General features: G+C 69.8%; 14 protein-coding genes. 2 read left to right on the top strand and 12 right to left on the bottom strand.

All coding sequences use genetic code 11. The features are described from left to right. The coding region (locus A5655_RS25045; protein ID WP_156765030.1) for an ATP-binding cassette domain-containing protein at positions 1-583 on the top strand (583 nt) is incomplete at its 5' end. Next, a complete protein-coding gene (gene cydC / locus A5655_RS25040) occupies positions 570-2,198 on the top strand; it encodes a thiol reductant ABC exporter subunit CydC (protein WP_067015169.1) in 1,629 nt (542 codons plus the stop codon). The genes A5655_RS25045 and cydC, both read left to right, overlap by 14 nt. Here the strand turns inward: cydC and A5655_RS25035 are convergent. From A5655_RS25035 to A5655_RS24980, 12 genes are all read right to left on the bottom strand, one after another. Further along, complete coding sequence (locus A5655_RS25035) at positions 2,149-2,889, bottom strand: maleylpyruvate isomerase N-terminal domain-containing protein (RefSeq protein WP_067015166.1); 741 nt, start codon at positions 2,887-2,889, stop codon at positions 2,149-2,151. The two genes, cydC and A5655_RS25035, sit on opposite strands and share 50 nt — an antisense overlap. 65 nt (positions 2,890-2,954) lie before the next feature. Further along, the gene (locus A5655_RS25030) at positions 2,955-4,349 is read right to left on the bottom strand and encodes a bifunctional lysylphosphatidylglycerol flippase/synthetase MprF (RefSeq protein WP_067015159.1); all 1,395 of its coding nucleotides are present in this window, start codon (positions 4,347-4,349) and stop codon (positions 2,955-2,957) included. Between the two features lie 150 nt (positions 4,350-4,499). Further along, positions 4,500-5,381, bottom strand: a complete 882-nt coding sequence (locus A5655_RS25025) for an acyl-CoA thioesterase II (RefSeq protein WP_067015156.1) — start codon at positions 5,379-5,381, stop codon at positions 4,500-4,502. Between the two features lie 11 nt (positions 5,382-5,392). Beyond that, positions 5,393-6,811, bottom strand: a complete 1,419-nt coding sequence (gene pyk, locus A5655_RS25020) for a pyruvate kinase (protein WP_067015153.1) — start codon at positions 6,809-6,811, stop codon at positions 5,393-5,395. Positions 6,812-6,874: 63 nt separating this feature from the next. Next, positions 6,875-7,282, bottom strand: a complete 408-nt coding sequence (locus A5655_RS25015) for a DUF2752 domain-containing protein (protein WP_067015150.1) — start codon at positions 7,280-7,282, stop codon at positions 6,875-6,877. Continuing rightward, on the bottom strand, positions 7,272-7,649 hold the full coding sequence (locus A5655_RS25010) for a TM2 domain-containing protein (protein ID WP_067015147.1): 378 nt from the start codon (positions 7,647-7,649) through the stop codon (positions 7,272-7,274). Before A5655_RS25010 ends, A5655_RS25015 begins: the two co-directional genes overlap by 11 nt. A 48-nt stretch (positions 7,650-7,697) precedes the next feature. Next, a complete protein-coding gene (lgt, locus tag A5655_RS25005) occupies positions 7,698-9,626 on the bottom strand; it encodes a prolipoprotein diacylglyceryl transferase (protein ID WP_067015144.1) in 1,929 nt (642 codons plus the stop codon). Next, on the bottom strand, positions 9,623-10,438 hold the full coding sequence (gene trpA / locus A5655_RS25000) for a tryptophan synthase subunit alpha (protein WP_067015141.1): 816 nt from the start codon (positions 10,436-10,438) through the stop codon (positions 9,623-9,625). Before trpA ends, lgt begins: the two co-directional genes overlap by 4 nt. Beyond that, complete coding sequence (gene trpB, locus A5655_RS24995) at positions 10,435-11,700, bottom strand: tryptophan synthase subunit beta (protein ID WP_197508795.1); 1,266 nt, start codon at positions 11,698-11,700, stop codon at positions 10,435-10,437. Before trpB ends, trpA begins: the two co-directional genes overlap by 4 nt. A gap of 33 nt (positions 11,701-11,733) precedes the next feature. Next, a complete protein-coding gene (gene trpC, locus A5655_RS24990; RefSeq protein ID WP_067015135.1) occupies positions 11,734-12,552 on the bottom strand; it encodes an indole-3-glycerol phosphate synthase TrpC in 819 nt (272 codons plus the stop codon). Positions 12,553-12,651: 99 nt separating this feature from the next. Continuing rightward, complete coding sequence (locus tag A5655_RS24985) at positions 12,652-13,320, bottom strand: TIGR02234 family membrane protein (protein ID WP_067015132.1); 669 nt, start codon at positions 13,318-13,320, stop codon at positions 12,652-12,654. Beyond that, positions 13,313-14,851, bottom strand: a complete 1,539-nt coding sequence (locus A5655_RS24980) for an anthranilate synthase component I (RefSeq protein WP_067015129.1) — start codon at positions 14,849-14,851, stop codon at positions 13,313-13,315. The genes A5655_RS24985 and A5655_RS24980 overlap by 8 nt, the downstream gene beginning before the upstream one ends. Positions 14,852-14,875 lie beyond the last annotated feature (24 nt).

Here is a 14,875-nt window from a genome sequence, read left to right as displayed (position 1 = left end):
TGCTCTTGCCGGCGCCGTTGTGCCCGGTCAGCACCGTGACCCGGCCGGGTTCGAGCACCGCGGTGAGGTCGCGGGGCTCACCGCGCCGTCCTCAGGCCGGATCACCGTGGCCGGGACCGACGTCGAAGACTTGGACCCCGCCGCGTGGTGGCGGCAGCTGTCCTGGCTGCCGCAGCGCCCCGTCCTCGTCCCGGGCACCGTCCGCGACAACCTGACCCTGTTCGGAGCGCCCGACGACCTCGACGAGGCCTGCACCGCAGCGGGTTTCGACGCCGTGCTGGCCGAGCTGCCCGACGGGATGGAAACCGTGCTCGGGCGCGGCGGCGTGGGTTTGTCGCTGGGCCAGCGCCAACGGCTGGGCCTGGCCCGGGCGCTCGGCTCGGCGGCCCCGGTGCTGCTGCTGGACGAGCCGACCGCGCACCTGGACGCTCGGACCGAGCAGCGGGTGCTGCGGGCGATCGTCGAGCGCGCGCGCTCCGGCGCGACGGTGGTCGTCGTCGGGCACCGCGAGCCCGTCGTCGCAATCGGCGACCGGGTCGTCGAGGTGGGCGCCGACGCGGAGGTCCGCCATGCCGCGGTCTGATCTCCTCCTGGCTATCACGAGCCTGCTGCGCCCGCGTCTCCCCAGAGTGCTCGCGGCCGTCGCGCTCGGCGTGCTGTCGCTGGGCAGCGCGCTTGCCCTGGCCGGGGTCTCGGCATGGCTGATCACGCGGGCCTGGCAGATGCCGCCCGTGGTGGACCTGTCCGTCGCGGTCGTGGCCGTGCGCACGTTCGCGATTTCGCGTGGGGTGCTGCACTACTGCGAGCGGCTGGCCACACACGACACCGCGCTGCAGGCGGCCGGGACCGCCCGGGCGCAGATCTACCACCGGCTCGCCCGTGGCCCCGCGGCGGCCGCCGTCCGCCTGCACAGCGGTGAGCTGGTGGCCAGGGTGGGCGCCGACGTCGACGAGCTGGCCAACGTGCTGGTGCGCGCCGTGGTGCCGATCGCCGTCGCCGCGGTGCTCGCGCTGGCAGCCACCGCGGTCGTGGCGGCCATTTCGCCGGCCGCCGCCGCGGTGCTGGCGGCCTGCCTGCTGATCGCGGGCTACGTCGCGCCACGGCTCGCCGGCAGGGCCGCCGCGACGCAGGAAGAGGTTGCCCGCCAGCACCATTCCGACCGCGACACATCGGCGATGATCGCCCTCGAACACGCCCCCGAGTTGCGCATCGCGGGCGCCCTGCCCGGCGTCATCGCCGATGCGCAACGCCGCCACCGCGCCTGGGCCGAGGCCCTCGACTCCGCGGCGAGACCGGCCGCGATCGCCGAGGCGATGCCGACCGCGACGATCGGGGCCAGCGTGCTGGGTGCGGTGGTGGCCGGGATCGGACTGGCGCATGCGGTCGCGCCCACGACGCTCGCGGTCCTGATGTTGTTGCCGCTGTCCGCGTTCGAGGCAACGACGGCGTTGCCGGCCGCCGCCGTCCAGCTGACCCGGTCGCGGATCGCGGCGCGCCGCCTGCTCGACCTGGCTCCCCCGGAACACCCGAACGAGCCCGGCGAGCAGGTGCCCGACGGCACTGGCGTGCTCTCCGCCGATATCCGTTCGGGCCACGCGGATTCGGGCAGGCCGACCAGCGTGCAGCTCGACCTGCCGCCGGGGGCCCGGCTGGCCGTCACGGGCGCCAGCGGCTCGGGCAAGACGACGCTGCTGATGACGCTCGCCGGGCTGATCCCCCCGCTGGACGGGCGCGTGACGCTGGACGGTACCGATATCGGCCGGTTCGACGAAGACGAATTGCATAGGGCGGTAAGCTTTTTCGCCGAGGACGCGCACGTCTTCGCCACCACGGTCCGCGACAACGTGCTGGTCGCCCGCGGGGACTGCGGCGACGACGAGCTGACCGCGGCGCTGGGCGCGGTCGGCCTCGGCGGCTGGCTCGCCGGCCTGCCCGAGGGCCTGTCCACGGTGTTGACCGGTGGTGCGCAGGCCCTTTCGGCGGGCCAGCGCCGACGGCTGCTGTTGGCACGCGCGGTGATCTCACCCGCCCGGATCGTGCTGCTCGACGAACCCACCGAGCACCTCGACGCGACGGACGCCGAACGGGTCCTGCGCGATCTGTTGGGCCCGAACGGCCTAATGTCCGCCGACCGGACCGTCGTGGTGGCTACCCACCACTTGCCCGACGGGATTGGCTGCCGCCAACTTCGCCTTTGAGCAGGCGCTGGAGGACGTCGTCGAGTGTCTCGGCGTTGGCGTTCGGGTCGCGCAGCCGTGACGGACAACGCCCCCACAGGAATAGCGGTAGCTCGTGGGGCCGCAGGTCGATTGCGAGGCTGTGGCCGCTCGCGGTTACCGACAGGCCCTCCCCCGGTCTCACAACGAGGTCACGGCCGCACGAGCGCCGGGCCTCCGCCAACGCGGGCATCGCGTCGAACACCGCAAGCGCATGACTGACCATCGCCGGATCCGACAGCGATCGAACGCTGACGTCGTCGTCGCCGACGAGATCCCAGCGGTGCAGCACCGCTTCGCTGTGGCTGTGCATGCGCAGCCGTTGGGCGGTCATCGCCCAGCCCGTGTACATGATGGTGTGGCCCTCCGGAAGGGCCGCCACGCTGGACTCGAAGCGAATGGCGTGTTCCACCAGGCGTTCTCGAAGCTGGGCGTCTGGCATCGCGCGAAACGGCGGCTCGCGCACCTCCCAGGACCGCGTCGGCCTCGCCGGCCTGCCCGCCAGGTGATCCTCGATGAGATTGGCCCGCTCCTCGGCAGCCGCCGCCACATGTGCGGTGAGCTCGTGGGCGCTCCAGCCCGCGCACCACGTCGGTGCGGTCGCGTGCACGTCCGATAAACTCGAAATCAGTTCGCGCATGGCCTCATCGCGCAGATTCGCAATTTCTGTCATAACTCCAGCCAACCGGCCGTCGCCGCCAGAGGCTAGCGGAATTCCGACATCACAGCGCCGGGAATTTACAGGTGTCGCCGCCGCGGCGTGAACTCCAGCGTCAACAACACGACCACCAACTGGACCAGCTGGGTCATCGAGATCACCGCGTAGCGCCTGGCGTCCATCGCGTGGAACTTGCGGACGTAGCGGTACAGCGACTCGAGCGCGATCAGCGGGTCGAGCACGTGGATCAGCCGATAGAAGACGCGCTGGACCCGGCCGCGGTCCTTGTCCTCGAAGATCTCCGGAAAGGCGGCGAACGAGAGCGATACCCGTTGCGCGCCAGCTTCTTTCGCGGCCATGATCATGTCGACGCTGAGCCGTTCGTCGATGCCGTTGGGAGCCCCGCGGCGACGCCACGGCACGTCGAGGCTGACGTCGCTGCCGCCGCCGGCGGTCGCGTACCGATGGAAGCCCTGCACCCGGCCCGAGGCATCCCGGGCGATGATCAGCTTGATTCCCGGGAACCGGCCCTCCAGCACGCCGTCGAGGTTCATGTAGAAGCCGCGATCGTGGTGGGCGCCGCTGGGCGAGGCCCGCACCACGTCGGTCAGCTCGGCAAGCAGTTTCTCGTCGAGTTGCTGCTCGTCCACGATCTCGGTGGTGACACCGAAGTTGTGGGTGCGCTTCACCGCCTGCCGCAGGTTGCGGAACCTGCGTCCCACCATCTCGAAGCCGGCCACGTCGACGACGACGTCGCGCCCGATCGGTATCGCGCGCAACGTTTGCCCGATCACCGCCGGGTCGCGCCACAACTCGAGTCGGCGTTCGCTGCAACCCACCACCGCGATCCGCCAGCCGTGCGCGTGGCACATGGCGGCGAAGTCGGCGACCAACTCGGGGAATTTCGCTTCGTTGCCGACGGGGTCCCCGCCGACGGCCGCGTATCCCAGCCGGGTCCGGTATGCCAGCGCGGCGCTGCGGTCCGCGGTGAAGTGGTAGCACTTGCCCGTCTGCATGGCGAACGGGGCCAACGGGTCGTCGGCGCTGGCATTGATCAACCGCCAAATACGGGGCAGGTCCTCGGGTCGTGGGTGCGCGGTCGTCGGCCACATCAGCACGACCCCGGAGCTGACGATCAGCAAATCGCCGAGCAGGTCGAAGGACAGCACGTGCGCGCCCAGCCCCGCCACCACGAAAAGCGCTGCGGCGACGGCGTGCATGGCCGTCACCGGACGGCCCAGGAAGATGCCGCGGGCGATGAACGCCACCGCGCCCAGCACCGTCAGCGACCAGCCCAGCCGGTCGGAGTAGTGCCAGTAGGGCTGCTGGTGGTGGCGGGCCAGTATGAGGATCAGCCACCCCGCCGCGCACAGCAGGGCCGACGCCCCGACCCAGCGGGCGGCCCGTGAATCGACGTGGACGACAACGCGTTCCCGCGCGCGGGACTTCGGTGCTACGTCAACCGGCCCGTTCACTCTCACCTCCCGATGCGATAAGTCCAGCTCAGCGGCCTGATCACCGCCTTTCGCACCGAATACCCGGCTGATAGGAACTTACGCCCGATCGCGGCCCCGATGGGCCCAAATTTGGCGGTTTTCCTGCGGGTATGCCGTACTGTGACCTGTCTATCGTCCGGAAGCCGGGAAATATAACAGCACGCCCTCCTGCGCCACCGTGGCGACGACCCGCCCCGAGCGGTCGAAGAAATGACCGGTGCCGAGCCCGCGCGAGTCCGCGGCCACCGGCGAGGACGTCGAGTACAGGACCCAGTCGTCGAATTTGACCTGCCGGTGAAACCACACGGAATGGTTGGCGGACGCCGCGAAGATGCGGTCGAAACCCCACGATAACCCGTGGGTGGTGATGGCCGAGTCCAGCACGGTGGTGTCCGAGGAGAACAACATGGTCGCGGTGTGCAGCACCGGGTCGTCGGGCAGCGCGCCCAGCGCCTTCATCCAAACCCTGTTGTGCGGCAGCCGCTCTCCCTTGTCGCGCATGACCCACGAGGGATCGTTGGTGAAGCGCCATTCGATGGGCTGCAGCGCGTTGACGAAGTGCGGGACGATCTTTTCGTAGCCGCGCAACAGCTCGCCGAGCGACGGCTGCGCGTGGGGCGGCGCCACCTGCGGCGGCTCGACGCCGTGCTCGAGTCCGGGGCCGCCCGACATGTACGAAATCAGGCACGTGGACAACAGAATCCCGTCCTGCACGGCATCGACGCGCCGGTTGGCGAAGCGGCGCTCGTCACGCAGCCGCGTGACGTGAAATTCGATGTCCTTGGCGGTGTCTCCGCCGTTGACGAAATGCACCGAGAGCGCGCTGGGCGGCAGGTCGGCCTGTTCCAGGGTGCGGCTGCTGGCAACGAACGACTGCGCCATCAGCTGGCCGCCGAACGTGCGCATCGGGTTCTTGCTGGGATGGGAGCCGGTGAACTGATTTTCGGAAACGCGGGCCAGGTCGAGTAGCGCCAGCAGTTCCTCGAAATCGTCGCCAGCCGGCACGGGCACTCCTCAGCTCCTTAGACGTCGTCCTCCCCGATCCGGTGCACATGGATCAGGTTGGTCGAGCCTACTGTGCCCGGCGGAGCGCCCGCGACGATGACCACCAGGTCGCCACGCTTGTAGCGGCCGAGCTCGAGCAGCGACTTGTCGACCTGGCGGATCATGCCGTCGGTCGACGTCATCATCGGGACGATGAACGTCTCGGTGCCCCAGGTCATGGCGAGCTGGCTGCGCACCTCGGGCCACGCCGTGAACGCGAGCAGCGGCAGCGGGGTGTGCAGGCGCGCCAGGCGCTTGACGGTGTCCCCGGATTGGGTGAACGCGACCAGCGCCTTGGCGTCGAGGCGCTCGCCGATGTCGCGGGCGGCGTAGGAGATCACCCCCCGCTTGGTGCGCGGCACGTGCGCCAACGGCGGGGCGGCGGTGGAATTCTCCTCGACCGCGCAGATGATGCGCGCCATCGTCCGGACCGCCGCCAGCGGATACTTGCCCACCGACGTCTCGCCGGACAGCATCACCGCGTCGGCGCCGTCGAGCACGGCGTTGGCGACGTCGGACGCCTCGGCGCGGGTGGGGCGCGAGCTTTCGATCATCGAATCCAGCATCTGGGTCGCCACGATGACGGGTTTCGCGTTCTCCCTGGCGATCTGGATGGCCCGCTTCTGCACCAGCGGAACCTCTTCCAGCGGCAGCTCGACGCCCAGGTCGCCACGGGCCACCATGATGGCGTCGAACGCCAGCACGATGGCTTCCAGGTTGTCGACGGCCTCGGGTTTCTCCAGCTTGGCGATCACCGGTACCCGCCGCCCGATCTGGTCCATCACCTCGTGCACCAGCTCGACGTCGGACGGCGAGCGCACGAACGACAGCGCGACCAGGTCGACGCCCAGGTTCAGGGCGAAGGTCAGGTCCTCGATGTCCTTGTCGGACAAGGCGGGGGCGGAGACGTTCATGCCGGGCAGCGAGATGCCCTTGTTGTTGCTGACCGGGCCGCCCTCGATGACGGTGCAGACGACGTCGTCGCCCTCGATGGCGTCGACCACGAGGCCGACCTTGCCGTCGTCGATCAGGACGCGGTCGCCGACCGTGGCGTCCTTGGCCAACGTCTTGTAGGTGGTCGAGACCCGATCGTGGCTGCCCTCGCATTCGGCGACGGTGATGCGGACCGTTTCTCCGTCGGCCCAGAACGTCGACCCCGTCGCGAAGCGCCCGAGCCTGATCTTCGGCCCCTGCAGATCGGCGAGCACGCCGACCGCGCGGCCGGTCGTGTCGGAGGCGGCCCGCACGCGGTCGTAGGCGGCCTTGTGATCCGCGTAGTCGCCATGGCTGAAGTTCATTCGGGCGACGTCCATTCCGGCCTCCACCAGCGCCTGAATCAGCTCGTCAGAGTTGGTTGCAGGGCCAAGGGTGCAGACGATCTTCCCGCGTCGGCTCACGGCGAACCAGCATAGTCGTGCGGGGCGATGGCAGCCCGAGTTAACCGCCCGGATGGGCGGCGGCTACCCACTGAGGACAGTCGGCACCAACGGGAAACCCGGAAGGTTGCGCAGCACCGTCCAGGCGATCGCCGCGACCACGACGGTCACCACCGCCGGGATCGGCAGGAGCGACCGGCCGTTGCGGCGGCGAACCAGGATCCATCCGGCCAGCATCGGGATGCCGACCAGTAGGAAGACGTTGTCGTTGATGGTGGCCATCAGGTCACCGTGCAGCAGGTCGTGCGTCATCCGCAGGCCACCGCACAGGGGGCAATTCCATCCGGTGAGCAATTTGAACGGGCACAGCGGATACACCGAGTTCACGTTGTGCGGGTCGACCAGTCCGATGTAACCGAGCGAGCCGGCCAGCAACATCCCGGCGCCCGCGGCGGCCGCGCGGTGGCGGTGCGGCGCGTGACTAGGTGCCATCGCGCAACGGGCGTCCCTGCGAGTCGGGGACGTTGCCGGTCAACATCAGGATTGCGTCGACGATCGGCCAGATCAGTCCGATGCCGCAGGTAAGCCAGCCCACGAGCAGCTGTGCGACGCCGATCCCGATGTCACCAATGTAGAAGCGGCCGATCCCGCCGACGCCGATCAGGCTGAGCAGCTGCAGCAGGCCGGCGACGGTCTTTGATTTGTCCGAAAACGGTTGACCGGTCACGGGATGCCGGCCGAACGGCGCGGACGGGTCGTAGTAGGGGCCAGGCGCGGGATATTGCGGGTACTGCGGCGGATAGCCGTATCCCGGCGGTGGTGGCGGCGGGCCCGCATTGTTCCACGGCTGGTCAGTCACGGTTTCAGCATGCCAGATCCGGTGCCCGTTCGCCGACGAGTTCGGCCGTCAGCCGCGACCTCGGTTCCTCAGCCGGAAGCTCAATCGCCGCCTCGTTGAACCGGTGTCATCGGCGGGGGTTTCCTCCGCGGCCGTGTCCGGCTCGGCCTGCTGCTCCTCGGAGGCTGCTGCGCCGGGCTCGTCCGGCCCCGTTGATTCCGAATCAGCTTCCGGCTCTTCGGCTTTGGGCTCCTCGGCCTCGGTTTCGGCTTCCTCGGCCTCGGGTTCCTCGGCCTCGGGTTCGAGCTCTTCGGCCTCGGGCTCCGCGACTTCGGCCTCGGCCGCCTCAGTCGCGACGGCCTCGGCGTCCGCGGCCTCGGGCTCTACCGATTCGGTCTCGACGGCCTCCGCGACGGCGGCCTCCGCGTCCGCGACTTCGGGTTCCTCGGTCTCTTCGGCTTCGGTCTCTTCGGCTTCGGTTTCGTCGGCTTCTGTCTCTTCGGCTTCAGCGGCCTCAGTCTCCGGGGTTTCCGGCCCTTCGGTTTCGGGTTCTTCGGGCTCGGCCTCCTCGGCTTCAACGGCCTCAGGCTCCCGGGTTTCCGGCTCTTCGGTTTCGGGCGCTTCGGCTTCGGGCTCCTCGACCTCAACCTCCGAGACCTCTGCCTCAGCGGTTTCGGGCTCTTCGCCTTCGGGCTCCTCAGTTTCGGCTTCGGGCTCTTCGACCTCGGGCTCGCCGGCCTCGGCCCCGGCGGTCTCGGCCTCTTCGGCTTCGGGCTCCTCCGTTTCGGCCTCAGGCTCCGAGGTTTCGGGTTCCGCGGCCTCAGCCTCCGCGACTTCAGGCTCCGGTGCCTCGACGGTTTCGGGTTCTTCGGCCGCCGGCTCGACGGCCTCCACCTTGACCGTGTCGGCGTCGGCCGACTCAGCATCGGCAACCTGCACCGGTCCCGACCGCCGCCGCGGTATCAGCCTTTTCGTCGCCCTGCCCGCCCCAATAACCGCGGCCACCCCGGCCGCCCCCAATACCCGAACGCCGGTTATCGGCTCGAGCTCCGGCTCGGCTTCGGCCTTGACCTCCGCCTTGGGTTCCGGCTTCGCTTCCGGCTTGGGCTTCGGCGCATCCTCGCCACCGTGGTCGGTGCCGTGCAGGGTCGCGGGATCCTCGCGGCCCTTCGGCGCCAGGATGATGTACACCACGGCGCCGATGAACACGAAAGTCGAAGTGAATACGTTGATCCGGATCCCGGCGATCTGGGTGGCGGTGTCGTTGCGCAGCAGCTCCACGCCGAAGCGCCCGACGCAGTAGGCGGCGACATAGAGGGCGAAGAGCCGGCCGTGGCCGAAGTTGAACCGCCGGTCGATGTAGATCAACGCGACGAAAACCACGAGATTCCAGATCAATTCGTAAAGGAACGTCGGCTGCACGACGAGCGCGACCTGACCCGTCGAGACGCCGTCGAGCGAATGCGGGTCGACGTATCCGGAGGGGTCGCGCCGGTAGAAGATCTCCAGACCCCACGGCAGCGTGGTGTCGCGGCCGTAGAGCTCCTGGTTGAAGTAGTTTCCCAGCCGGCCGATGGCCTGCGCCAAGATGATTCCCGGCGCGATCGCGTCGCCGAAGGCCGGCAACGGGATTCCGCGACGCCGGCAGCCGATCCACGCGCCGACGCCGCCGAGGGCTACCGCGCCCCAGATGCCCAGGCCGCCGTCCCAGATCCGCAGCGCCGCCATGGACCCGGCGCCGGCCGGACCCCAATAGGTGCGCCAGTCCGTGGCCAGGTGATAGAGCCTGCCGCCCACCAAGCCGAACGGCACGGCCCACAGCGCGATGTCGTAGATCACGCCGCGCTGTCCGCCGCGCGCCTCCCAGCGCCGATCGCCGATCATCAGCGCCGCCACGATGCCGGCGATGATGAACAGCGCGTAGGCGCGGATGGGCAACGGCCCGAGGTGCCATACGCCCTGCGGCGGGCTGGGGATGTAGGCGAGCAGGTGCGTCACGAGGCGGCCGCCCTCAGCCGCACCCCAGCGGCCAGTTCCCCGGTCAGCGCGCGCAGCGCGGGCAACCCGCCATCGCCCAGCGCCGACACCAGCGCGGAGCCGACGATGACCCCGTCGGCGTAGCCGCCGATCTGCGCGGCCTGCTCCCGCGAGCGCACCCCCAGGCCGACGCCGACGGGGATGTCGGACACCGCCTTCACCCGGCCCACCAGTTCGGGCGCGGCCTGCGACACCGCGTCGCGCGCACCGGTCACCCCCATCGTCGAGGCGGCGTAGACGAATCCGCGCGACGCCTCGACGGTGGTGACCAACCGCTGCGGGGTCGAGGACGGCGCCACGAGGAAGATGCGATCCAACCGATGCTCCTCGGAGGCCGCCAGCCACTGCCCGGCCTCGTCGGGAATGAGGTCGGGGGTGATCAGGCCGTGCCCGCCCGCCGCGGCCAGGTCGCGCGCGAACGCGTCAACGCCGTAGTGCAGCACCGGGTTCCAGTACGTCATCACCACCGCGCGCCCGCCGGCCGCGCTGATCGCCTCGACGGCGGCCAGCGTGTCGCGGACGCGCACTCCCCCATGCAGCGCGGCCTCGGTGGCCCGGGCGATGGTCGGGCCGTCCATGCCCGGATCCGAGTACGGAACACCGACTTCGATGATGTCGCAACCGGATTCGACCAGCGCGATCATCGCTTCCACCGACGTGGGCACGTCGGGGTAACCGGTCGGCAGGTACCCGATCAGCGCCGCGCGATTGTCCTTGCGGCACGCATCGAACGTCGGCCCCAGCCGGCTCGCTTGGCTCTGTTCGACGGTCACTTGTCCCCGGATCCCATCAGGCCGAACCACTTCGCGGCGGTCTCGACGTCCTTGTCGCCGCGCCCCGACAGGTTCACCACGATGACGGCGCCCTTGCCCAACTCGGCGGCGAGCTTGACGGCGCCGGCCACCGCGTGCGCGGATTCGATGGCCGGGATGATGCCCTCGGTGCGGCACAGCAGGCCGAATGCGTCCATCGCCTCGGCGTCGGTGATGGGCCGGTATTCGGCGCGACCGGTCTCCCGCAGCCACGCGTGCTCGGGGCCCACGCCCGGGTAGTCCAGACCGGCTGAGATCGAATGGGATTCGATCGTCTGGCCGTCCTCGTCCTGCAGCAGGTAGGAGAACGATCCCTGGAACGCCCCCGGGGAACCGCCGGTGAACGTCGCCGCGTGCCGGCCGGTCTCGACGCCGTCACCGGCCGCCTCGAATCCGATCAGCCGCACGCCGGGATCGTCGATGAAGGCGTGGAAGATCCCGATGGCGTTGGATCCGCCGCCGATGCAGGCGGTGACCGCGTCGGGCAACCGGCCGGCCTGCGCCTGGACCTGGACCCGGGTCTCCAGGCCGATGACGCGCTGAAAGTCGCGCACCATGGTCGGAAACGGGTGCGGGCCCGCCGCGGTGCCGAAGCAGTAGTAGGTGTTCTCGGCGTTGGTGACCCAGTCCCGGAACGCCTCGTTGATGGCGTCCTTGAGCGTTCGCGAACCGCTCTCGACGGAGACGACCTCGGTGCCCAGCAGCCGCATCCGGGCCACGTTGAGCGCCTGGCGCGCGGTGTCGACGGCGCCCATGTAGACCACGCAATCCAGCCCCAGCAACGCGCACGCGGTGGCCGTGGCCACGCCGTGCTGACCGGCGCCGGTCTCGGCGATCACTCGGGTCTTGCCCATCCTCTTGGCCAGCAGCGCCTGCCCGAGCACGTTGTTGATCTTGTGAGAACCGGTGTGGTTCAAGTCTTCTCGCTTGAGGAAAATCCGCGCCGAGCCGGCGTGCTCGGACAGGCGGGTGGCCTCGTACAGCGGTGACGGCCGGCCCGCGTAGTTGGCTTGCAGGTCGTCAAGGATGTCGAGGAAGTCCGGGTTGACGCGTTCCTTCTCGTAGGCCGCGGTCACTTCCTCGATCACCGCCATCAGCGCCTCGGCGACGTAGCGACCGCCGTACACGCCGAAATGCCCACCCTGATCGGGGTCGTGACGGGTGGGTTCGGCGATGGCCGCACTCGAAAGCGGAAGCTCCGGGCGGGACAGGTCTACCATCACCAATTCTCGACGCGGGGACGGCTCATCGGCGTCCTAGCGAGACGGTTTCGGGCAGGACGGGTGGGTGCCCGCGGTGACCAGATCGGCGACCGCCGCGCGGGGGTCACCGCTTTTGACCAGACCTTCGCCGACGAGCACGGCGTCGGCGCCGGCGCCGGCGTAGGCCAGCAGGTCCCCGGTGCCGCGGACGCCGGATTCGGCGATCCTGATCACCTTGCTGGGCAGCCCCGGAGCGATGCGCGCGAAGCAATCCCGGTCCACGTTCAGCGTCGTGAGATCGCGCGCGTTGACGCCGATGACGTTGGCCCCGGCCTTCAACGCCCGGTCGGCCTCTTCCTCGGTGTGCACCTCGACCAGCGCCGTCATGCCGAGCGATTCGGTGCGGTCGAGCATCGACACCAGCGCCGACTGCTCCAACGCGGCGACGATGAGCAACAGCATGTCGGCGCCGTGCGCGCGCGCCTCGTGAATCTGATAGGGCTGCACCACAAAGTCTTTGCGCAACACCGGAATTGAGACCGCGGCCCGCACCGCGTCGAGGTCGTCGAGCGATCCGTTGAAACGACGTTCCTCGGTCAGGACGCTGATGATGCGGGCGCCGCCGTCTTCGTAGGCCCGGGCCAGCTTCGCCGGATCGGCAATGGGCGCTAGCGAACCCGCCGACGGGCTGGCGCGCTTGACCTCGGCGATGACGCCGATCCCGGGCTCGCGCAACGCGGCCATGACGTCCAAGGGCGGGGGCGCCGCCGCGGCGGCCGCTTTGATCTCGCTCAGGCTGACAATGGCTTCGCGCGCGGCGACGTCGGCTCGGACTCCCTCGAGGATGGAGTCAAGCACGGATGCCGGACTCATGCCTGTCGTTCCCTTCCCACTGCCATCCCACTGTCGCTCGGTTACTCAGCCGATTTCGATGACGTCAATGAAGGGTAGCGACCGTCGCCTCGCGGCTCGTCACCGACCCTCGCTGTCTGACCCGCTGGCCCGATCGGTCGGGTCGTGTCCCTCGTCAAGCGCATCCCAAATCATCCGCTCCGACATCTCCGGCTGCTGCTGCCCCTCCAGCATCTCCCCGCGATCGTTTTCGCGGAGCGCATTCGATCGGCGGGTCGCGGGTGCGGCGTATTTCGTCGTGCTCTCGCGCGGCAGGCCCCCGGACCGCATCAACAAGACGGCCGCGGTCAGCGTGCACACGGCGGCGGCCACGGCGACCCCGGCCCCCCAGTACCGCCGTTCGCTTCCGACCAGGAACATCACCGGGACATGGGCCAGTTCGGCGCCGCGCGCGGCCACCTCCGGAAGCACCCACAGGCTGATCCCCAGATAGCCGACGGCCAGGCTGGCCGCGGCCAGCAGCACGGCCAGCACCCGCAGCGGCCAGCCGCGCACCGCGAGCGCCGCGACCGCGGTGGCCAGCATGAGCAGCGCCAACGGCAGCAGCGCCGTCGACCAGGAGCCACCCGACAACGTCACCTGCTTGGGCTGGCCGAGCCCGTCGAAGGAGCGGATCACCACCCATGGCAGCCGCGACGCCACCCACAGCGCCCCCGCGGCCACCACCAGCAGCAGTTGGGCGATGACGATCGCGAGCCGGCGCGGACGGGCCCGACGGGAATCAGCCATCGTTGCTCGAGGGTGGCGCGGTCAGCGTCTCGGCGGCCGCGATCGCGTTGAGCACCGCCCGCGCCTTGTTGGAGGCCTCGGTGTACTCGTACGGGCCGTTGGAATCGGCCACCACCCCGCCGCCGGCCTGAACGTACGCGGTGCCGTCGCGCATCAACGCGGTGCGGATGGCGATCGCGAAGTCGGCGTTGCCGGCGAAGTCGAGGTAGCCGACCACGCCGCCGTAGAGGCCGCGGCGCGTCTTCTCCACCTCCTCGATGAGCTCCATGGCCCGCACCTTGGGGGCGCCCGAGAGCGTGCCGGCCGGGAAGCAGGCCGTCACGGCGTCCAGCGCGGTGCGGCCCTCGCCGAGCATCCCGGTCACCGTCGACACCAGGTGCATGACGTGGCTGTAGCGCTCAATGTGGCTGTAGTCGTCGACGCGAACGGTGCCGGGGGTGCAGACCCGGCCGAGGTCGTTGCGGCCCAGGTCGACCAGCATCAGGTGCTCGGCGCGTTCCTTGTCGTCGGCGAGCAGCTCCTTTTCCAGGAGCTGATCCTCTTCGTCGGTGTCCCCGCGCCAGCGGGTCCCGGCGATCGGGTGCGTGGTGGCCCAGCCGTCGGCGACGGTGACCAGCGCCTCGGGGCTGGACCCGACGATCGAAAAGTCCGTTGTCCCAGCGCTGTTCGGCACGTGCAGCAGATACATGTAGGGGCTCGGGTTGGTCGCCCGCAGCATCCGGTACACGTCGATGGGATCGACGTCGGTGTCCATCTCGAAGCGCTGCGAGGGCACCACCTGAAAGGCCTCGCCCGCCGCGATCTGCTCGACGAGGTAGTCGACGATCTTGCCGTATTCCTCGACGGTGCGCTGCGAGCGGTGCCGGGGTTCGGGCCGGCCGAAGGTGGCGACGGTCGACGGTAGCGGCTGGCCCAGCGCGGCCGTCATCACGTCGAGGCGGGCCACCGCGTCGTCGTAGGCCTCGTCGACGCGCTCGTCGGTGCCGTTCCAGTTCACCGCGTTGGCGATCAGCGTGATGGTGCCCTCGTGGTGGTCCACGGCCGCCAGGTCGGTGGCCAGCAGCAGCAGCATGTCGGGGAGGTGCAGGTCGTCGACCGCCAGCTCGGGCAGGCGTTCCAGCCGTCGCACCAGGTCGTAGGCGAAGAAGCCGACCATACCGCCCGACAGCGGCGGCAGCCCGGGCATGGCGGCGGTGGCCAACAGCTCGAGGCTGTCCCGCAGCACGCGCAGCGGGTCGCCGCCCGTGGGCGCGTCCTGCGGCACCGCGCCCAGCCACACCGCTTCGCCGTCGCGCACGGTCAGCGCCGACGGCGCGCCCGCCCCGATGAACGACCACCGCGACCAGGACCGCCCGTTTTCGGCGGACTCCAGCAGGAACGTGCCGGGCCGGTTGGCGGCGAGCTTGCGGTAGGCCGAGAGCGGAGTCTCGCTGTCGGCCAAGACCTTGCGGGTCACCGGGACCACACGGTGCTCCGCGGCGAGGTGGCGGAACTCCTCCCGTGAGGTGCCGGAGGCGAGGTGGGCGTGCACCGACCCATCTTCCCAGATGTGGGT

This window comes from Mycobacterium sp. 1081908.1 (assembly GCF_001673535.1).
GTDB lineage: Bacteria > Actinomycetota > Actinomycetes > Mycobacteriales > Mycobacteriaceae > Mycobacterium.
Note: the sequence above shows the minus strand (reverse complement) of the source record. Positions and strands in the feature narration are given on the sequence as shown.

Bases quoted from the DNA above. Each gene is read 5' to 3' on its own strand.
- A5655_RS25035 (WP_067015166.1), bottom strand. From the start codon at position 2,889: ATGACAGAAATTGCGAATCTGCGCGATGAGGCCATGCGCGAACTGATT.
- trpC (WP_067015135.1), bottom strand. From the start codon at position 12,552: ATGAGTCCGGCATCCGTGCTTGACTCCATCCTCGAGGGAGTCCGAGCC.
- A5655_RS25015 (WP_067015150.1), bottom strand. From the start codon at position 7,282: ATGGCACCTAGTCACGCGCCGCACCGCCACCGCGCGGCCGCCGCGGGC.
- cydC (WP_067015169.1), top strand. From the start codon at position 570: ATGCCGCGGTCTGATCTCCTCCTGGCTATCACGAGCCTGCTGCGCCCG.
- A5655_RS24985 (WP_067015132.1), bottom strand. From the start codon at position 13,320: ATGGCTGATTCCCGTCGGGCCCGTCCGCGCCGGCTCGCGATCGTCATC.